At 68.6% G+C, this 15,366-nt stretch carries 12 protein-coding genes; 4 read left to right on the top strand and 8 right to left on the bottom strand.

The annotated features are described in order from the left end of the window. Nucleotides 1-5: 5 nt before the first annotated feature. The 3 genes from GX543_RS06310 to GX543_RS06300 all read right to left on the bottom strand — a co-directional run bounded on the left by GX543_RS06310 (nt 6) and on the right by GX543_RS06300 (nt 4,186). Nucleotides 6-1,247 (bottom strand): acyltransferase, encoded by a 1,242-nt coding sequence (locus GX543_RS06310; RefSeq protein ID WP_290850639.1) that lies wholly within the window; start codon nt 1,245-1,247, stop codon nt 6-8. Nucleotides 1,248-1,415: 168 nt separating this feature from the next. Next, nucleotides 1,416-3,566 (bottom strand): acyltransferase family protein, encoded by a 2,151-nt coding sequence (locus GX543_RS06305; protein WP_290850638.1) that lies wholly within the window; start codon nt 3,564-3,566, stop codon nt 1,416-1,418. Between the two features lie 80 nt (nt 3,567-3,646). After that, nucleotides 3,647-4,186 (bottom strand): hypothetical protein, encoded by a 540-nt coding sequence (locus GX543_RS06300; RefSeq protein ID WP_290850637.1) that lies wholly within the window; start codon nt 4,184-4,186, stop codon nt 3,647-3,649. A 191-nt stretch (nt 4,187-4,377) separates the two neighbouring features. Between GX543_RS06300 and GX543_RS06295 the strand changes: the two genes are divergently transcribed. The 3 genes from GX543_RS06295 to GX543_RS06285 all read left to right on the top strand — a co-directional run bounded on the left by GX543_RS06295 (nt 4,378) and on the right by GX543_RS06285 (nt 8,571). After that, on the top strand, nt 4,378-5,502 hold the full coding sequence (locus GX543_RS06295; protein ID WP_290850635.1) for an NDMA-dependent alcohol dehydrogenase: 1,125 nt from the start codon (nt 4,378-4,380) through the stop codon (nt 5,500-5,502). A 116-nt stretch (nt 5,503-5,618) separates the two neighbouring features. Then, entirely contained in the window at nt 5,619-7,991 is a 2,373-nt protein-coding gene (gene lon, locus GX543_RS06290) for an endopeptidase La (protein WP_290850633.1), read from the top strand. A gap of 130 nt (nt 7,992-8,121) precedes the next feature. Beyond that, a complete protein-coding gene (locus GX543_RS06285) occupies nt 8,122-8,571 on the top strand; it encodes a hypothetical protein (RefSeq protein WP_290850631.1) in 450 nt (149 codons plus the stop codon). 9 nt (nt 8,572-8,580) lie between these two features. Here GX543_RS06285 and GX543_RS06280 read toward each other — a convergent pair whose 3' ends face one another. From GX543_RS06280 to GX543_RS06260, 5 genes are all read right to left on the bottom strand, one after another. After that, nucleotides 8,581-9,405, bottom strand: coding sequence for a hypothetical protein (locus tag GX543_RS06280; RefSeq protein WP_290850630.1), 825 nt, complete (start codon nt 9,403-9,405; stop codon nt 8,581-8,583). Nucleotides 9,406-9,560: 155 nt separating this feature from the next. Beyond that, nucleotides 9,561-11,747 carry a DUF2339 domain-containing protein gene (locus GX543_RS06275; protein WP_290850628.1) on the bottom strand — a complete coding sequence of 729 codons (2,187 nt, stop codon included), beginning with the start codon at nt 11,745-11,747 and terminating at the stop codon, nt 9,561-9,563. Between the two features lie 125 nt (nt 11,748-11,872). After that, a complete protein-coding gene (locus GX543_RS06270) occupies nt 11,873-12,526 on the bottom strand; it encodes a response regulator transcription factor (protein ID WP_290850626.1) in 654 nt (217 codons plus the stop codon). Continuing rightward, nucleotides 12,523-13,719 (bottom strand): DUF5931 domain-containing protein, encoded by a 1,197-nt coding sequence (locus GX543_RS06265; RefSeq protein ID WP_290850625.1) that lies wholly within the window; start codon nt 13,717-13,719, stop codon nt 12,523-12,525. The genes GX543_RS06270 and GX543_RS06265 overlap by 4 nt, the downstream gene beginning before the upstream one ends. 10 nt (nt 13,720-13,729) lie before the next feature. Continuing rightward, on the bottom strand, nt 13,730-14,602 hold the full coding sequence (locus tag GX543_RS06260) for a MerR family transcriptional regulator (protein WP_290850623.1): 873 nt from the start codon (nt 14,600-14,602) through the stop codon (nt 13,730-13,732). 129 nt (nt 14,603-14,731) lie between these two features. On the opposite strand from GX543_RS06260, the gene GX543_RS06255 reads away from it, so the two are divergent. Next, on the top strand, nt 14,732-15,366 hold a 635-nt coding region (locus GX543_RS06255; RefSeq protein WP_290850622.1), incomplete at its 3' end, for an SDR family NAD(P)-dependent oxidoreductase.

The following is a 15,366-nucleotide window of genomic DNA, read 5'->3' as shown; positions in this document are numbered from 1 at the left end:
GGCAGTCAGATCATCGGCTTCAGCGGCAGCCGCGGACGACCGGTCAGGTACAGCGATCCCGGCAGGCGTCGCAGCACTTCGACGATCGCGAGCGAGATCGTCACGGTCAGCAGGTAGACGGTGAGCGTCGCGAGCGGCTGCGGCAGGGCGGCCACCAGCCACTTCTGGCCGTCGTCGGTCTTCGGGTACAGCAGGAAGAACAGCACCATCACGTGGACCAGGAACACCGGGAACGAGCGGTTGGACGCGTACGACACCACTTTCGCCATGATCGGCATGTGTGCGCGGTGATGGGTGGTCCAGTGCAGCGCGAGCGCGTACAGCGCCACCACCGCGACGACGATGAACGGAAGCAGGGTCAACTCGAAGGGGCTGCCCGGATCGTGGATCGGAGCGCCGTTGAAGATCACCCGGTGCGCGTACGCGCCGATCGCCAGCATGCCTGTGGCCAGGAACAGCCAGCCGATCAGTTCGCCGCGGCCGCGGAGCATCTCGGCCACGCGATCGCGGTGGGCGGCGGCCAGCGCACCGATCACAATGAGCAGCTGGTACGGGACGACCGTGGCGTACAGGTGACCCCACATCTCGGCGGCGAAGCCCGCGGGCGGTGTCCAGTAGCTGATCAGGCTCAGCACGGTCACCTGGACCGCGACGCTCACCGCGAGCACCTTGCCGTGGTGGCCGCGGGTGCTCATGATCAGCTTCCGCAGCAGCGGGAACAGCAGGTACGCCTGCAGCATCACCAGCAGGAAGTAGAGGTGATATGCGGCGGTGCCCCACATGAGCTGCTCGCCGAGCTCGTCGAGGCTGGTCGGGACCTCGCCCAGCCGGGCGTTCACCCACATCACGGTGATCACCCAGTACAGGGCCGACCACACCAGATACGGCACGATCACCAGCTTCATCCGGCGACGCCAGAACGACGTCGCGCGGAAGTCCGGACGATCGAGGTACTGGTACATCAGCACGAAGCCGGTGAGCGCGAAGAAGATGTTGCGGGTGCCGTGCAGCAGCAGGGCCGTCGCATTGACGCCCATGTTCTCGAACTCGGCGGTGGTCGAGGTCATCACGTGCATGAAGATGACCAGCGCGAAGGTCGTCGTCCGGATGAGGTCGACGTGATGGAGGTACGGGCGCTTGGGCGACGCGACCTCGGTCGACGCCGACGGGGGCGTGGTACCGGTGATCGACGGCCTGGAGCCGGCGGAGCCTGCGGCTACCTCGGGGGCGACAGTGAGGGACGACATCAAACCTCATACGACTAGCGGACGCGGAACGGTTCCCGTGCGTCGACGGAGACCGCGGCCCGTCGCGAGGCTCCGAAGCGGGGCCGTCGCGACGCGGCACTAGTCGGCGACGCTAACAGGCAACGCTGTGTGTCAGCTGTGCATCAGGGGTCCGACAGCTGCGGACGGTCACCACCAGCCGGTGGCTTTGCCCAGGTCAGGGTCCATGAACGGCACCAGGCTGCGCATGAAGGCGGTCGAGACGTGATGGTAGTCATGCCACACCAGGATGTTGCCGACCACGGCGGGGCAGTAGTCCGGCGTGCAGAAGGCGTCGCTGTAGTCGAGGAACGTCATGTTCGGGAAGTCCTCGATCAGCTCGTCGGCCGGGTTCTCCGGCGAGAGCGCCCGCGCGCGCGGCGTGCCGCACTCGGTGGGCAGCTTGCCGTCGGCGATGCAGTCCGGCGGCTGCTGACGGGTCCGCGGCCACGGGGTGTCGCGAACGGCGATCACCCGCTGGCCGTTGTCGCGGAACTCCTTGAAGATGTCGATGTAGCCCTTGGGAACCAGGTCGCCCTTGGTGCCGCGTTCCGCGGGGCGGGTGGCGGTGGTGAACACGAAGTCCGGCTTGTCGACGGCGATCTTGTCCATCACCGCGCGAGTCCAGTCGTTGCACTCGGTCAGCGTGCGGCCGTCGATCTTCACCTCGGCCTCGGTCGAGAGTGCGCAACCGGCCTTCATGTACGTGGTGACGCGGAAGCCGCGCTGTTTGCCCAGCTTGTCGAGCGCCGTCATCCAGTGCTCGGAGTGTGAGCCGCCGACCAGCGCGATGGTCCGCTTGGCGTTCACGTCGCCGTACGAGCCGACCTTGATGGATGGATCACCGAAGTTCGAGAAGTGCGGCAGATGGCTGATCGGCCAGTCCTCGGCGGCGGCCTCCGGCGACGGTGCCACCGGCACTGCGGGAACCGGCGCTCCCAGCAGATTGGCCGCGGCGCCCGGGTACTCGCGCGGGTCGAGGTTGGTGGTGTCGACGATCATCTGGTTCTGGCGGTACTGCCAGTAGCCTGCGCTGGTGAGGGCGAAGATCGAGGCGGCGATCAGAATCGCCGACAGGATGCGACGGTACTGCTGGGTGAAGCCGGTGCCGCGGCCCGCGCGGAGCGGGGCCTCGATGAACTTGGTCATCAGCCACGCGGCGATCACCGAGATCACCAGAATCACGGTGCCCTCGAGGAAGCTGACGTCGTCGACGGCGCGCCAGTTCATGTAGAAGATCAGCAGCGGCCAGTGGACCAGGTACAGCGAGTAGGCGATGGAACCGAGCCACACGATCCACGGGTGCGCCAGCACGCGGCCGCCGGGACTGAGGTCGTTGCCGGGGACCGGGCGCGGCGCGGTGGCCGACGAGCCGATCCAGATCAGCAGCAGCGCCGAGCCGGCCGGGACCAGCGCCAGCATGGCCGGGTACTGCTCCACGCCCTCGATCCAGATGCCAGACGACGCGATCATCGCGACGGCGAAGATCGTCACCAGGGTGCGGATCCAGTTGGCCAGGCGAAGCTTGGGCATCCAGATGGCGAGCAGGCCGCCGGCCATCGGCTCCCAGATGCGGGCGATCGTGTCGTAGTAGTTGAACGGCTGGTTGATGCCGTGGCGGTAGTTGGCCCAGGCGAACGAGACCAGCGTGACCACCAGCAGCGCGCCACCGACGATCGCGCGGATGACGTTGTAGCGGGTCAGGAACTCGTAGTGCTTGCCGCCCCACTTCAGGAGACCGCCCAGCGCCAGCGCGGTGAGGAGGGTGAGAACGAAGAACTGGCCCTGCATCGACATCGACCACAGGTGCTGCATCGGGCTGATCGCCGAGTTCGCGGCGCCGTAGTCCTGCGACAGGAAGGCCAGGTGGTAATTCTGGTAGTAGAACGCCGAGGCGATGAGTTCCTTGCCGAGCGGACCCCAGCGGGTGCTCGGCATCAGCCACCAGACGCCCACCGCGATCATGGCCAGCAGCAGGAACAGTGCCGGGATCAGGCGGCGCAGCAGTCGGCTCAGGCGCGGCCAGGGATCGATCGCGGCGCGCCACGAGACCTCGGCCGGCTGCGACCGGACCACATGCTTCAGCAGGGATGCGACGAAGAAGTAACCGGAGAGCGTGAGGAACACGTCGACGCCGCCGGACACCCGGCCGAACCAGACGTGAAAGACGGCGACAAGGAAGATCGCAATACCGCGCAGGCCGTCCAGGTCGAGTCGATACCCGGAAGTGTTGCCTGTCGCCGCATCCTCGTTGTGACGGGTCCGAGGCTTGGCCTCGGCTCCGTTTCCAGCAAACTTCACACGCGGGATGCTACTGGTAGGGCCGCTGTCATCGCTATTTGTGCTGGGCGGGGGAGTGTCGTGGTCGGCCGCGCGTCAGCTCACGAAGCGGTCGTCGCGTCGACGATGAAATCGACGAACCCCGCATTTGCGACGGAGGCGGCTCGAAACTCCGAAGTGTGGGTCTGACCGGGGATAAGTGGCAGCAGCCCGCGGCCGGCGACGCTCGGTTTGCGGACTATGAACCGCTCCGACTCGACCTCGGACGCCGGTCGGTCGGCCGTGCCGCGGGGTGCGATGATCTCGGGACTGTGGGCCTGCCCACTGTCGGGTGCCGGGCGGTCGTCCCGTACGCGGATCGCCCGCACGTCGCCGTGACGGGCCGCGGACGTCATGTCGAGCGGTCCGGCGGCGTGGTCGGCAGAGTTCTCCGCGGGGTCGGTGTGCGGCGCGGAGTGATGGATGCGTTGCGTTGCGTCGGACTTCGCCTGATCGGCGAGGGGCGCTCTCGCCGAGGAAGGCGCGCGGTGGTCGCTGCCCGGCATGGTCGCCCAGGAAACCATCAGCGCGATGCATGCGACGGCGACCGCCAGGGTCGACAGGGCGGCGGTGGCGAGTGGGTGCGGGTGCATCATCTTCATTGCTGTCGATTGTGGAACGCGATGCCTGGCGGTCGCCTTAACGAATGGTCGTTGTTCCTTGTGAGTCCGGCGAGTGCGCGCGGCGGCCACGGTATCGCCGCGAATGCCCCACGCGGCACGGGAATTCGAGACAGGATGGGCTCGGGCCGAATGTGACGGCCGCCACTGAGTCGAGAGAGAGCGTGTTCGGGATGAAGACGAAGGCCGCAGTTCTGCACGGCGTCAACGAGGAGTGGAAGGTCGAGGAGGTGGAACTCGGCGATCCCGTCGCCGGTGAAGTTCAGGTGCGCCTCGCCAGTTCGGGCCTCTGTCACTCCGACCATCACCTGCGTACCGGCCAGAGCCCGGCGCCGTTCCCGGTGGTCGGCGGACACGAGGGCGCGGGCACGGTCGTCAAGGTGGGCCCGGGCGTCACCCGGTTCGCCGAGGGCGATCACGTGGTCACCGCGTTCATCCCCGCCTGCGGCGTCTGCGGCCCGTGCTCGCGCGGCGCGCAGAACATCTGCGACGAGGGCGCCGGACTGCTGACCGGACTGTCGATCTCCGACAAGACGCATCGCGTCACCCAGGGCGACGTCGGCCTCACCCAGATGTGCCTGCTCGGCACCTTCTCGCCGTACATCACGGTCAATCAGGCCTCGCTGGTCAAGATCGAGGACGACATCCCGCTGCAGAGTGCCGCGCTGCTCGGCTGCGGCGTCGCGACGGGATGGGGTTCGGTCACGGAGATCGGCGGAGCCAAGGTCGGCGACACGGTGGTCGTGGTCGGCATCGGCGGCGTCGGCATCAACGCGGTCCAGGGTGCCAAGGCCGCCGGCGCGCGACACGTCATCGCGGTCGACCCGGTCAAGTTCAAGCGCGACATGGCCGAGAAGCTCGGCGCCACCCACACCTTCGAATCGATGGAAGCCGCGATTCCCGCGGTCGGTGAGATGACCTGGGGCACCATGGCCGACGCCGTCGTCCTCACCATCGGCGAGATGAAGGGCGAGTACATCGCACCCGCCATGGCGCTCACCGCCAAGGGCGGCACTGCGGTGGTCGTGGGCATGGGCGACTACGCCGCCATGGACGTCAAGCTCAACCTCTTCGAGATGACCCTGCTCCAGAAGCGCCTGCAGGGCGCCATCTTCGGCGGCGCCGGCCCCCGCACCCAGGTCCCCAAGCTCCTCAACGAGTACCGCGCCGGCGCCCTGAACCTGGCCGATCTCGTGACTCAGACCTACCGCCTCGAAGACATCAACAAGGCCTACGACGACATGCTCGAAGGCAACAACATCCGAGGAATGGTGGTCTTCGACGAGTCGGACTGGTAGAGCGTCGCGGCGGCCGTCGCCCAGCAGGGGGTGTTATCGCTGAGGGCGAACACATCGGGCGGAACAAATCAAGACCCTCTTGGGTTGAGTCGGTCAGACTGAACTTTGGAGGTGTCATGTCTGAGAACATTTCCGTCCCCGTCGTTTTCGTTTCCGACCTCGTGGTGCTGCCCGGAATGGTGGTGCCGGTTCCACTGGACGACGCCGGACAGGCCGCGATCGACGCGGCCCGCGCGAGCGACGACGCCGCGACCGACAGCGGCAAGATCCTGATCGCACCCCGCCTCGACGACCGATACCCCACGCACGGCGTGCTCGCGTCGATCGTCCAGGTGGGGCGCATGCAGGGCCGCGACGGCTCGTTCGCCGTTGTGCGCGGCGAGCAGCGCGCCCACATCGGGACCGGCACCACCGGCCCGGGCGCGGCGCTGTGGGTGGAGGTCGACCTGGTCGACGAGCCCGCACCCACCGACACCACGCGTGAGCTGGCCGCCGAGTACCGCAAGGTGGTCCTCGCCATGCTGCAGCGTCGCGAGGCGTGGCAGGTGATCGACGCTGTCAACCGGATCACCGATCCGTCGGCGCTGGCCGACACGTCGGGCTACTCGTCGTGGATCGGCGAGGAACGCAAGCGCCAGCTGCTGGAGACACCCGACGTCGACGAGCGACTGCGACTGCTGATCGGCTGGACCGCCGAGCATCTCGCGGAGACCGAGGTCAGCGACAAGATCGCGTCCGACGTCCGCGAGGGCATGGAGAAGACGCAGAAGGAGTTCCTGCTGCGCCAACAGCTCAACGCGATTCGCAAGGAACTCGGCGAGGACGAACCCGAAGGCGCCGACGACTACCGCGGTCGTGTGGAAGCCGCCGACCTCCCCGACAATGTGCGGGAGGCGGCGCTGCGCGAAGTCGGCAAGCTCGAGCGCGCGTCCGACCAGAGTCCGGAGACCGGATGGATCCGCACCTGGCTCGACACCGTGCTCGACCTCCCGTGGTCGGTGACGACCGACGACTCCACCGACCTCGCCGGAGCCCGCGAGATCCTCGACGCCGACCATCATGGTCTCGACGACGTCAAGGATCGGATCGTCGAGTACCTGGCGGTGCGCGCGCGTCGCGCTGAGCGCGGACTGTCCGTGGTCGGCGGTCGCGGATCCGGTGCGGTGATGGTGCTGGCCGGTCCGCCCGGCGTCGGCAAGACCTCGCTGGGCGAATCCGTCGCCCGCGCGCTCGGCCGCAAGTTCGTGCGCGTGGCCCTCGGCGGCGTCCGCGACGAAGCCGAGATCCGCGGCCACCGTCGCACGTATGTCGGCGCGCTGCCCGGTCGGATCGTCCGCGCCATCGGCGAGGCCGGTTCGATGAACCCGGTGATCCTGCTCGACGAGATCGACAAGGTCGGCTCCGACTACCGAGGCGACCCGTCGGCGGCGTTGCTCGAGGTCCTGGACCCGGCGCAGAACCACACGTTCCGCGACCACTACCTGGATCTGGATCTGGACCTGTCGGACGTCGTCTTCCTGGCCACCGCCAACGTGGTCGAGAACATCCCGTCGGCGCTGCTCGACCGGATGGAACTCGTCACCATCGACGGCTACACCGAAGAGGATAAGGTCGCCATCGCCCGCGACTACCTGGTTCCCCGCCAGCTGGAGCGCGCGGCGCTGACCGACGACGAGGTCAGGATCAGCGACGACGCGTTGCGCGAGATCGCGGCCAACTACACGCGTGAGCCGGGTGTCCGTCAGTTCGAGCGGATGCTGGCCAAGGTCGCGCGGAAGGTCGCGGTCAAGGCGACCGGCGATGCGGCGGACGGTGCACCGATCGTCGTCGACGTGCCGTCGCTGGTGGACTACATCGGTCGGCCGCGGTTCACCCCCGAATCCGCCGAGCGCACCGAGGTGCCCGGCGTGGCGACGGGACTCGCGGTCACCGGGATGGGTGGCGACGTGCTGTTCATCGAGGCCCTCGCGGTGACGGGATCGAGTGAGAAGAGCGAAGGGGCCGCCGGTCCGCAGCTCAAGCTCACCGGTCAGCTGGGTGACGTGATGAAGGAGTCGGCGCAGATCGCGCTGAGCTACGTGCAGGCGCACGCTGCCGACTTCGGCATCGATCCGGCCGCCCTCAACGGGACCGTTCACATCCACTTCCCGGCAGGCGCCGTCCCGAAGGACGGGCCGTCGGCGGGCGTGACGATGGTGACGGCGCTCGTCTCGATGCTGACGGGCCGACGTGTCCGCAGCGATGTCGGGATGACCGGCGAGGTCACGCTGAACGGCAGGGTCCTGCCGATCGGCGGCGTCAAGCAGAAGTTGCTTGCCGCGCAGCGCAACGGGCTCACGACGGTGTTCATCCCGAGCCGCAACGAGGCGGATCTGGACGACGTGCCCGCGGAGGTCCTCGACGCGCTCGAGGTGAAGCCGATGACCGACGTCGCGGAGATCATCGCGCTGGCGTTGGAAGACGCCGTCGCGACCTCGGCCGCCGCCTGACCCGCGGACCATTCGACGCCCGCTCGCACCTGCCGGTGCGGGCGGGCGTTCGTCGTCTGCCGGTCACGACAGTTCTGCCACTCGGGCTCGTTCTGACTCGGGCTGCGACGCAACCTCGGCGATCGTCGACATGTCTACGATTGCCAGGACCATGTGGGAACAGCATCAGACTGAAGAAGCGGACAAAGTGAAGCAACGTGATTGGCTGGTGCCGCTCGGGCTCGTACTGTGCGTCTCGTTGAGCGTGGTGGTGACGTACTTCGGCCTCGACCTCCGTGATCGATTGATCGCATCGTGTGAACCGTTTCCGGGGGCTGACCGCAGTCCCGGAGAAGGCTGGTACGTGACGTTCTTTCTCGCTCCGGTGCTGCTGATCGTCTCCTTTGTTGTGCTCACCCTCGCCTACGGTGTCAGTGCTTTCGCGTGGGGGCGGAAGCGGCCGTGGATTTCTGTTCTCGTCGGTGTCCTAGCGGCCGCGGTCGTCGGCTATCTCTTCATCCTTTGGGCCGACGTGCCCGGGTACACCCCCATCTGTCCGACGGGCCGACCCGAATGGTGGCCTCGTTGGCTCCCCCTGTGAGTCTGCAGGTCACGACAGTTCTGCCCGACGTGAGGCGACGGCCCGGGCGACCTGCGTCATCGACTCCTCGCGCTCGGCGTTGAGGTTCTGCCACGAGTACGGAAGCGGCAGGTAGCCTGCGCCAGCCGCGACGTTTGCCTTGTGCAGGTCGCGGTTCCAGCGGTCTTCGTAGCGGTGAAAGGCGAATCCGTGGATCAGGCGGACAAAGAGTCGTTCCGCCTCGAACTCCGACGCGCCCGCGGCGATCTTCAGCAGCTTCCGCGCGGTGCCGAGACCGCCCGATCCCCGGTTGCGGTCGAGGGCGTCGGTGAGCTCGGGCACGGTGACCACCTCCTTCTGGATCATGCGGTCGAGGAAGTCGAGGCCGTTGTCGAGCATGGAGGCTGCTCCGAGTATCGACAGCGCAGGTCCGGTCACGGGCACCCCGCGCACGGTCATCAGGTCTTCGCCGGGGTAGGTGCGACGCCGAAGGTCGGCGGGGACGCCCGCCAGTTCGAGGGTATTGGTGGTTCGCGGAACCGACGCCGTCACCGCACCGGGGTGCTCGCGGAGCAGGCCGTGCCACCAGGCCGCGGAGGTGCGGTCGATCACGGCGTTCTTCGCCGCCGCGATCGTCCGGATGCGCGCAGCGTCGTGCAGCGGATGCTCCAACGACAGGAAGACGCCCCGCGACTGAGGCACCCACAGCCCGCTGCGTCGCTTCGCCCTGATTCGATCGGCAGTGAACCCGCAGGCCAGTGCCTGTTCCGTGGTGACGATCCCGTCGTGCTCCGCCAGGTGATGCGCAACGGCGATCGCAGGTAGATCGGCTCGGTCCGGTCCGTTCGTGAACATTGCCCCCATGGCAATTAGACGCGGCCGGGGCCGATCTGGTTCCACCGAAGTGTCGTTGGGGAGGCCTTGACCCCGGGGATGCCAGCCAACGCAAAAACTTCGGCGTTCGAAACGGGCTGTATGCCCGTTTCGAACGCCGAAGTTTTTCGCTCGTCCTAGTGCGCGGCCGGGACCGGCTCCGGCTGGGTTTCGGCGTCGTCGGAGGTCAGGCTCTGGGCGTAGGCGACACCCAGGGACAGCAGGACCAGGCCGGCGACGATGAAGGCGATCACGCGGAACACTCCGGCGAGGGCGGCGAGGTCGAAGAGGAAGAGCTTCGCGACCGCTGCGGCGATCACCGCGAGCCCGGTGCCCAGGGCCAACGACCGCGCCGGGCCGGTCAGCGTGCGGGCCCACATCAGGGCCGCGGCGGCCGAACCGAACCAGATCAGCGTGGCCGCCATGTGTCCGGCGCGGAAGCCCGAGGCCGAGCCGTTGGTGGCGACGCCGCCGATGCTGACGCACAGCACGGTGATCAGCCAGAGGTCGATCACTCCGCCGGCCAGCCAGATCAGCTGAGCGTTGGTCGGGGCGTACTCGCCCCACTCGCGGGCCAGCAGGGTGGCCGCGGAGATGCCGAGCAGCGCGCCCACCAGCACCGTTGCCTGTGCGCTCGATGCCGGTCCGTTGGTCATGAAGAGATTGGCGACGGCACCGACTCCGGCCAACGCGAGCAGGCCGAGTCCGCCGAACACGGTGGCGATGATGCGGGTGGCGTCGGCGAGGTCGTCGGCCCAGCGGGTCCCGGCGACCACCACGATCGCGGCGCCCAAGAAGCCGATCGGCAGCACGCTGCCGTTCATCGAGATCGCGAGGGCGATGGTCGCGAACACCGCACCGGCGCTGAGCCACACCACGCGGCAGACGAACGGGATCGATGCACGACCACGCGTTCCGAGGGCCGCGACGACGAACACCAGCGCGCCGAGGGCGACGGTCACGGTGGCGGTCGGACGGGTCAGGACCCATTCGCTGGCCATCACCAGCAGCGGAACGCCCGCACCGACAGCGGCCAAGCCGAGCACCAGGGCGCGAGTGCTGCTGGCCGACAGCACGACAGCCGAGCCGAGCGCCAACGCGAGGTTCACCAGTCCGGCGATCACCAGGAACCAGTCGGATCCGCCGCCGAACGCCGCGAACACGATCAGCGGCAGCGTGGTGGCAACGGTGTTGACCAGGTACAGCGGGGTCCAGTCGCGACCGGTCTGCATCCACAGGGTCGATGCCGCGTAGACCATCATGAAGGCGACCAGCGTCTCGTCGACGCCGCCTGCCACGACGGGTGCGAACACCAGCAGCGGGATCGAGACCATGAGGCCGAGCGTCTGACTGTTCCAGCGGTGGGCCATCCACAGTCCGCCCGCGCCGATGGCGCCGCCCAGGAGCAACGCCGCGATCGGCGGGAGCCAGTGGTAGATCGACGTGGAAGCGATGACGTCGAACAGCGCGGCGGCCACGCCGGTGGCGAGCAGTGCGAGGGCGCCGGAGCGCTTCTCCTCGCGGCGTCCGATCCGGTAACCGAAGCCGATCAGCGCGGCCGCGAATACGGCGCCGCCCGCGACGCGGATCTCCGGGCGCAACAGGCCGGCCTGCGCGGCCAGAACCAGCAGCAAGACGATGCCGATCAGCGTGATGCCGACGCCGACGGCCGCCAGCACGCGGCCGATGAGGCCGCCTTCCGCCGCCTCCGACAACCGCTCGGAGAAGCTCCGCTTCGGAGCGGGCGGCGTCGGGGTCCAGCCCGGTGCCGGGTACGGCGCGAACGGCATCTGCCCCTGCGGGGGACGCGGGCCCTGCGGGGCGGTCGCGTACTGCAGTTGCGGCGTCGGCATCAGGCGCGTGGGTCCGGGCTCCGGGGGGCGGGTCTGGGTGGGTCCGGTCTGTATGGGTCCAGTCTGGGCGGGTCCGGTCTGGGGCACGGGGCCCATCGGCACGACCACCGTCGGCGTCTGACGCGGCGCCTGCGGAGCAACAGGCTGGGGAGCAACAGGCTGGGGAGCCGGCTGCGGTGCAGCCTGCGCTGCCACCGGTGTCACGGGCTGCGGACCGGCCTGCGACGCAGCCGGACGATCCGACTCAGCAGGAGCGGGAGCAACAACCTTCTCCGCAGCAGCCTTCTCGACAACAACCTTCTCGGCAGCCTCCGACTCGACACCGACAGCGAACCGGGCGACGGCGCTCTCGGCCAGTTTCTCGGCCAGGGCTGCGAAGTCGTCGGACACCGTCGACATCCGACCCGCGATGCTCGACAGCTCGTCGCCGAGGCGGGCGGCCGCGACTGCTGGATCTGTGTTCTCGTTCATGCTGTTAAGCCTCGCCGGTGCGGGCTACTCAGACATGCGCAGAATTACGCAGAAAGCATGGGGACTTGCTCGTGCGGAACCCGTGCAGCGGACCTATCCGGATGCCGCCCTATCCGGGCACCGAACTATCCCTCGGCATCCAACCCGTGCTCGATCGCATAGCGCGCCAACTCCACCCGGTTCCCCAGCTGCAGCTTCCGCAGCGCGGCGCCGACGTGGTTCTCGACGGTGCGCGGACTGATCTCGAGGCGCGTGGCGATCTGCCTCGACGACAGCCCCTTCGCGACGTGTCGAAGCACCTCGGTCTCGCGGGTGGTGAGTGTCGGGGTGTCGGGGTCGGGGGAGCGGGCGATGCGCCGATACTCACCCAGCACCAGCCCGGCCAGTCCGGGCGTGAAGACGGCCTGGCCGTCGCCGGTCGCGCGGACCGCGGCCACCAGCTCCGACCGCTGCGCACTCTTCACCAGGTACCCGAGTGCTCCGGCCTTGATGGCCTCGAGGACATCGTCGCGCTCGTCGGACGCCGACAGCACCAGCACCCGCGCGCCGGGATGCGCCTGCAGGACGCCCGCGGTGGCGACGGCGCCGGAGCCGTCGGGCATCTGCATGTCCATCAGCACCACGTCGGGTTTCACGGCCGCGGCGCGGGCCGCGGCGCTGGTGGCGCCGTCGGCGGTGGCGACCACGTCGAAGCCTTCCTCGGCCAGGTCGCGGGCGACGCCTTCGCGCCAGATCGGGTGGTCGTCCACCACCATCACGCGGAGCGGGGCGTCGGTCATGGGTTGGCCTTTCTGGTGTCGACCGGAACGGTCAGTTCCCATTCTGTCCCCGCGCCGGGCGCCGACTCCAGCCGCGCCCGACCGCCGAGGTCTTCCACGCGGCCGATGATCGAGCGGGCGATGCCCATCCGACCTTCGGCGGAGGCCTGCGCCAGTCGGCCGGGTTCGATGCCGACGCCGTCGTCGCGGATGCTGACCACGACCTCGTCGTCGAGGTCCTCCAGGAGCACAAAGGTCCGGGCGTCGGGGCCGGCGTGGCGCTCGACGTTGTCGAGGATGTTGCCGACCGCGGCGAGGATCTCGGCGACGACGGTCGCGTCGAGCAGCACCGGCTCGCCCGGTGCGCTCACCTGGATGCGGTCGTCGGCCAGCAGCCGCAGGGCCGGTCCCAGATCACGGTCGGCGGTGTCGTCGACGACGGGGGTGTCGGAGATGAGGTGCCGCAGCAATCGTTCCTGCTCGGCGGCCAACGCGGCGAGTTCGGCCGTCGGGCCGCCGATCTCCCGTCCACGCCGGGCGATCAACGCCAGGACCTGCAACACTCCGTCGTGCACTTCACGGGCCAGCCGTTCGCGTTCGGCCGACTGTGCGGCCAGCTGGATGGCCGAGGTGAGCCGCGAGTGCATCAGGCGTGCGCGGGAGGCCGCCATGCCGACGGCCATCGACGACGCGATCAGCAGGATGGCGGTGGCGTTGCGGCCGAAGTTCGTGACGATCTCGCCCTTGACGTAATAGTTCGTCAAGCTCAGGGCGACGGCGCCCACCAGTCCCCACCATGCACCGCCGAGCAGCGCGGCCGAGAGGGCGGCGTTGGTCATCCAGAGGGTGGTGGGCCAGGTCTGGTTGTTGGTGATCCACTCGCTGGAGGCGACGAACTCCGTCGACAGCATCATCGCGCCCGAGACCACCACCTCGGTCGCGACGAACCACCAGCGTCGGCCGAAACCCGACAGGTAGCCGGTGGTCCACCAGATGTTCGCGACCACCAGCACGGCGAACAGGATCCACGCGGCCGCCGGATGGTCCAGGTCGCCGTTGACCGCCACCATGAAGCCGAGCGCGTACAGGAAGCTGACCAGGCGGAAGATCTGCGCGGCGCGCCACAGCGGGCCGACGGGATCGTCGTCGTCCAGGCCGCGCCACAGTGCCGCGGGATCGGCGGGCAGTGCGGCGGTGCGTGGTGGTCGGCTCACGGGCGGCTCCTCATTGCTTCGCGACGGCGTTGGCGAGCACATCGGCCGCCAACGGCAGCGACTCCGGCAGTGCGATCGCCGAGCGGACGCGGTGGGCGTGGGCCCCGCCGACGAACACCTTCGGCACCCCGTGCTCGCGCAATGCTGCCGCCGTCTGTTCGGCGAAGGGGACGTCGTCGGCCATCGTGACCGTCAGCACCACGGTCTGCGGCGCCCACTCGGTGGCGAAGCTCTGCCAACTGGTCAGCGGCACGTCGGCGCCCGCGTAGAGCACCTCGAGCCCTCGTCGCCGTAGACATATCGAGAAGGCTAGCGCGGAGATCTCATGTCGGGCGTGAGGCGGCAGTCCCACCACCACCCGGCTGCCGCTGGCGCTCAGGCCGTCGAACAGTGCGCCGAGCTTGCGCATCACCGCCGCCGCGACGAAATGTTCGGCCACCTCGCTCAGCCGCCCGTGCTCCCACGCCGTCCCGACGTCGACGAGATTGGGCAGCAGCCACCGTTCGATGGCCTCCTCGGGATCGACGGCGTCGAAGACGGCGTCGAGCAATGCCTGCAGTTGCGGGCCGTCGTAGTAGAGGCCCGCGTGCACCAGTGCGCTGTGATCGTCGAGCAGCGAGGGCGCAGCGCCCGGGAGCGGCGTCGACGGCGGTCGGACGGTGTCCCTGGCGATGGTTGCGGCGCGGCTGGGGGCGATGCCCGACTGCACCAGCGCGCGCATGTGGCGCAGACGTTCCACGTCGGCCTGCGCGTAGTGCCGATAGCCCGACTGCGTAGCTCGGGTGGGTGTCACCACCTCGTAGCGCTGCTCCCAGGCACGGAGCGTGGTGGCGGAGATTCCCACCAGGCGAGCCACGTCGCCGATCCGCAGCCCCTCGCTCATTGCGCCCTCGCCTCTCAGTTCAGTGGTTCCGGTTGATCATGCCAAATCATAACCTTCGACAAAATAGCCCCTCTGTGTAATGTTGAGAGGGAAGTTCGCTGTCCAAGTCGGATCGACGAAGGAGAAGCGATGGCGCGCCTGGCAGACACCGCACTCGACCGATCAGTGGTCGGCGGGTACTCCCGACTCGGATTCGCGCTGCGTGCGCGGGGTTGGGACTCCGACGACCCGGCTGCGGGATCTCTGGTCGACCGCACCGTCGCGGTCACCGGCGGCACCTCGGGCATCGGTGCCGCCATCGCCGGTCGGGTCGCGGCCCTGGGCGGGCACCCGATCCTGATCGGACGCAATCGGGACCGCGCCGACGCCGTCCGCGCGGACATCATTCGCACGCATCCCAGCGCCACGGTGGGCGTCGAGCTGGGCGACGTCTCCGACCTCGATCAGGTGCGGGAGCTGGCGACGCGGCTCGCCGCTGTCGGAGTCGACGTCCTGGTCCACAATGCGGGTGTCATGCCGCCGAACCGGACCGAGTCGGCGCAGGGACACGAACTCTCGCTGGCCACGCACGTGCTGGGGCCGATTCTGCTCACCGGACTGCTGGAGCCCACGCTGGCCGCGAGTGCGGACGCGCGGGTCATCTTCATGTCGTCCGGCGGGATGTACACGTCAGGTCTGCCGGTCGACGACCTCGAGTACCGTGCCGACCCCGACTATCGGGGCGCCCGCGCCTACGCCCGCAGCAAGCGCGTGCAGACCGCACT

The sequence above is a fragment of the Gordonia sp. (in: high G+C Gram-positive bacteria) genome (assembly GCF_012515855.1).
In the GTDB taxonomy this organism is placed as follows: Bacteria; Actinomycetota; Actinomycetes; order Mycobacteriales; family Mycobacteriaceae; genus Gordonia.
Note: the sequence above shows the minus strand (reverse complement) of the source record. Positions and strands in the feature narration are given on the sequence as shown.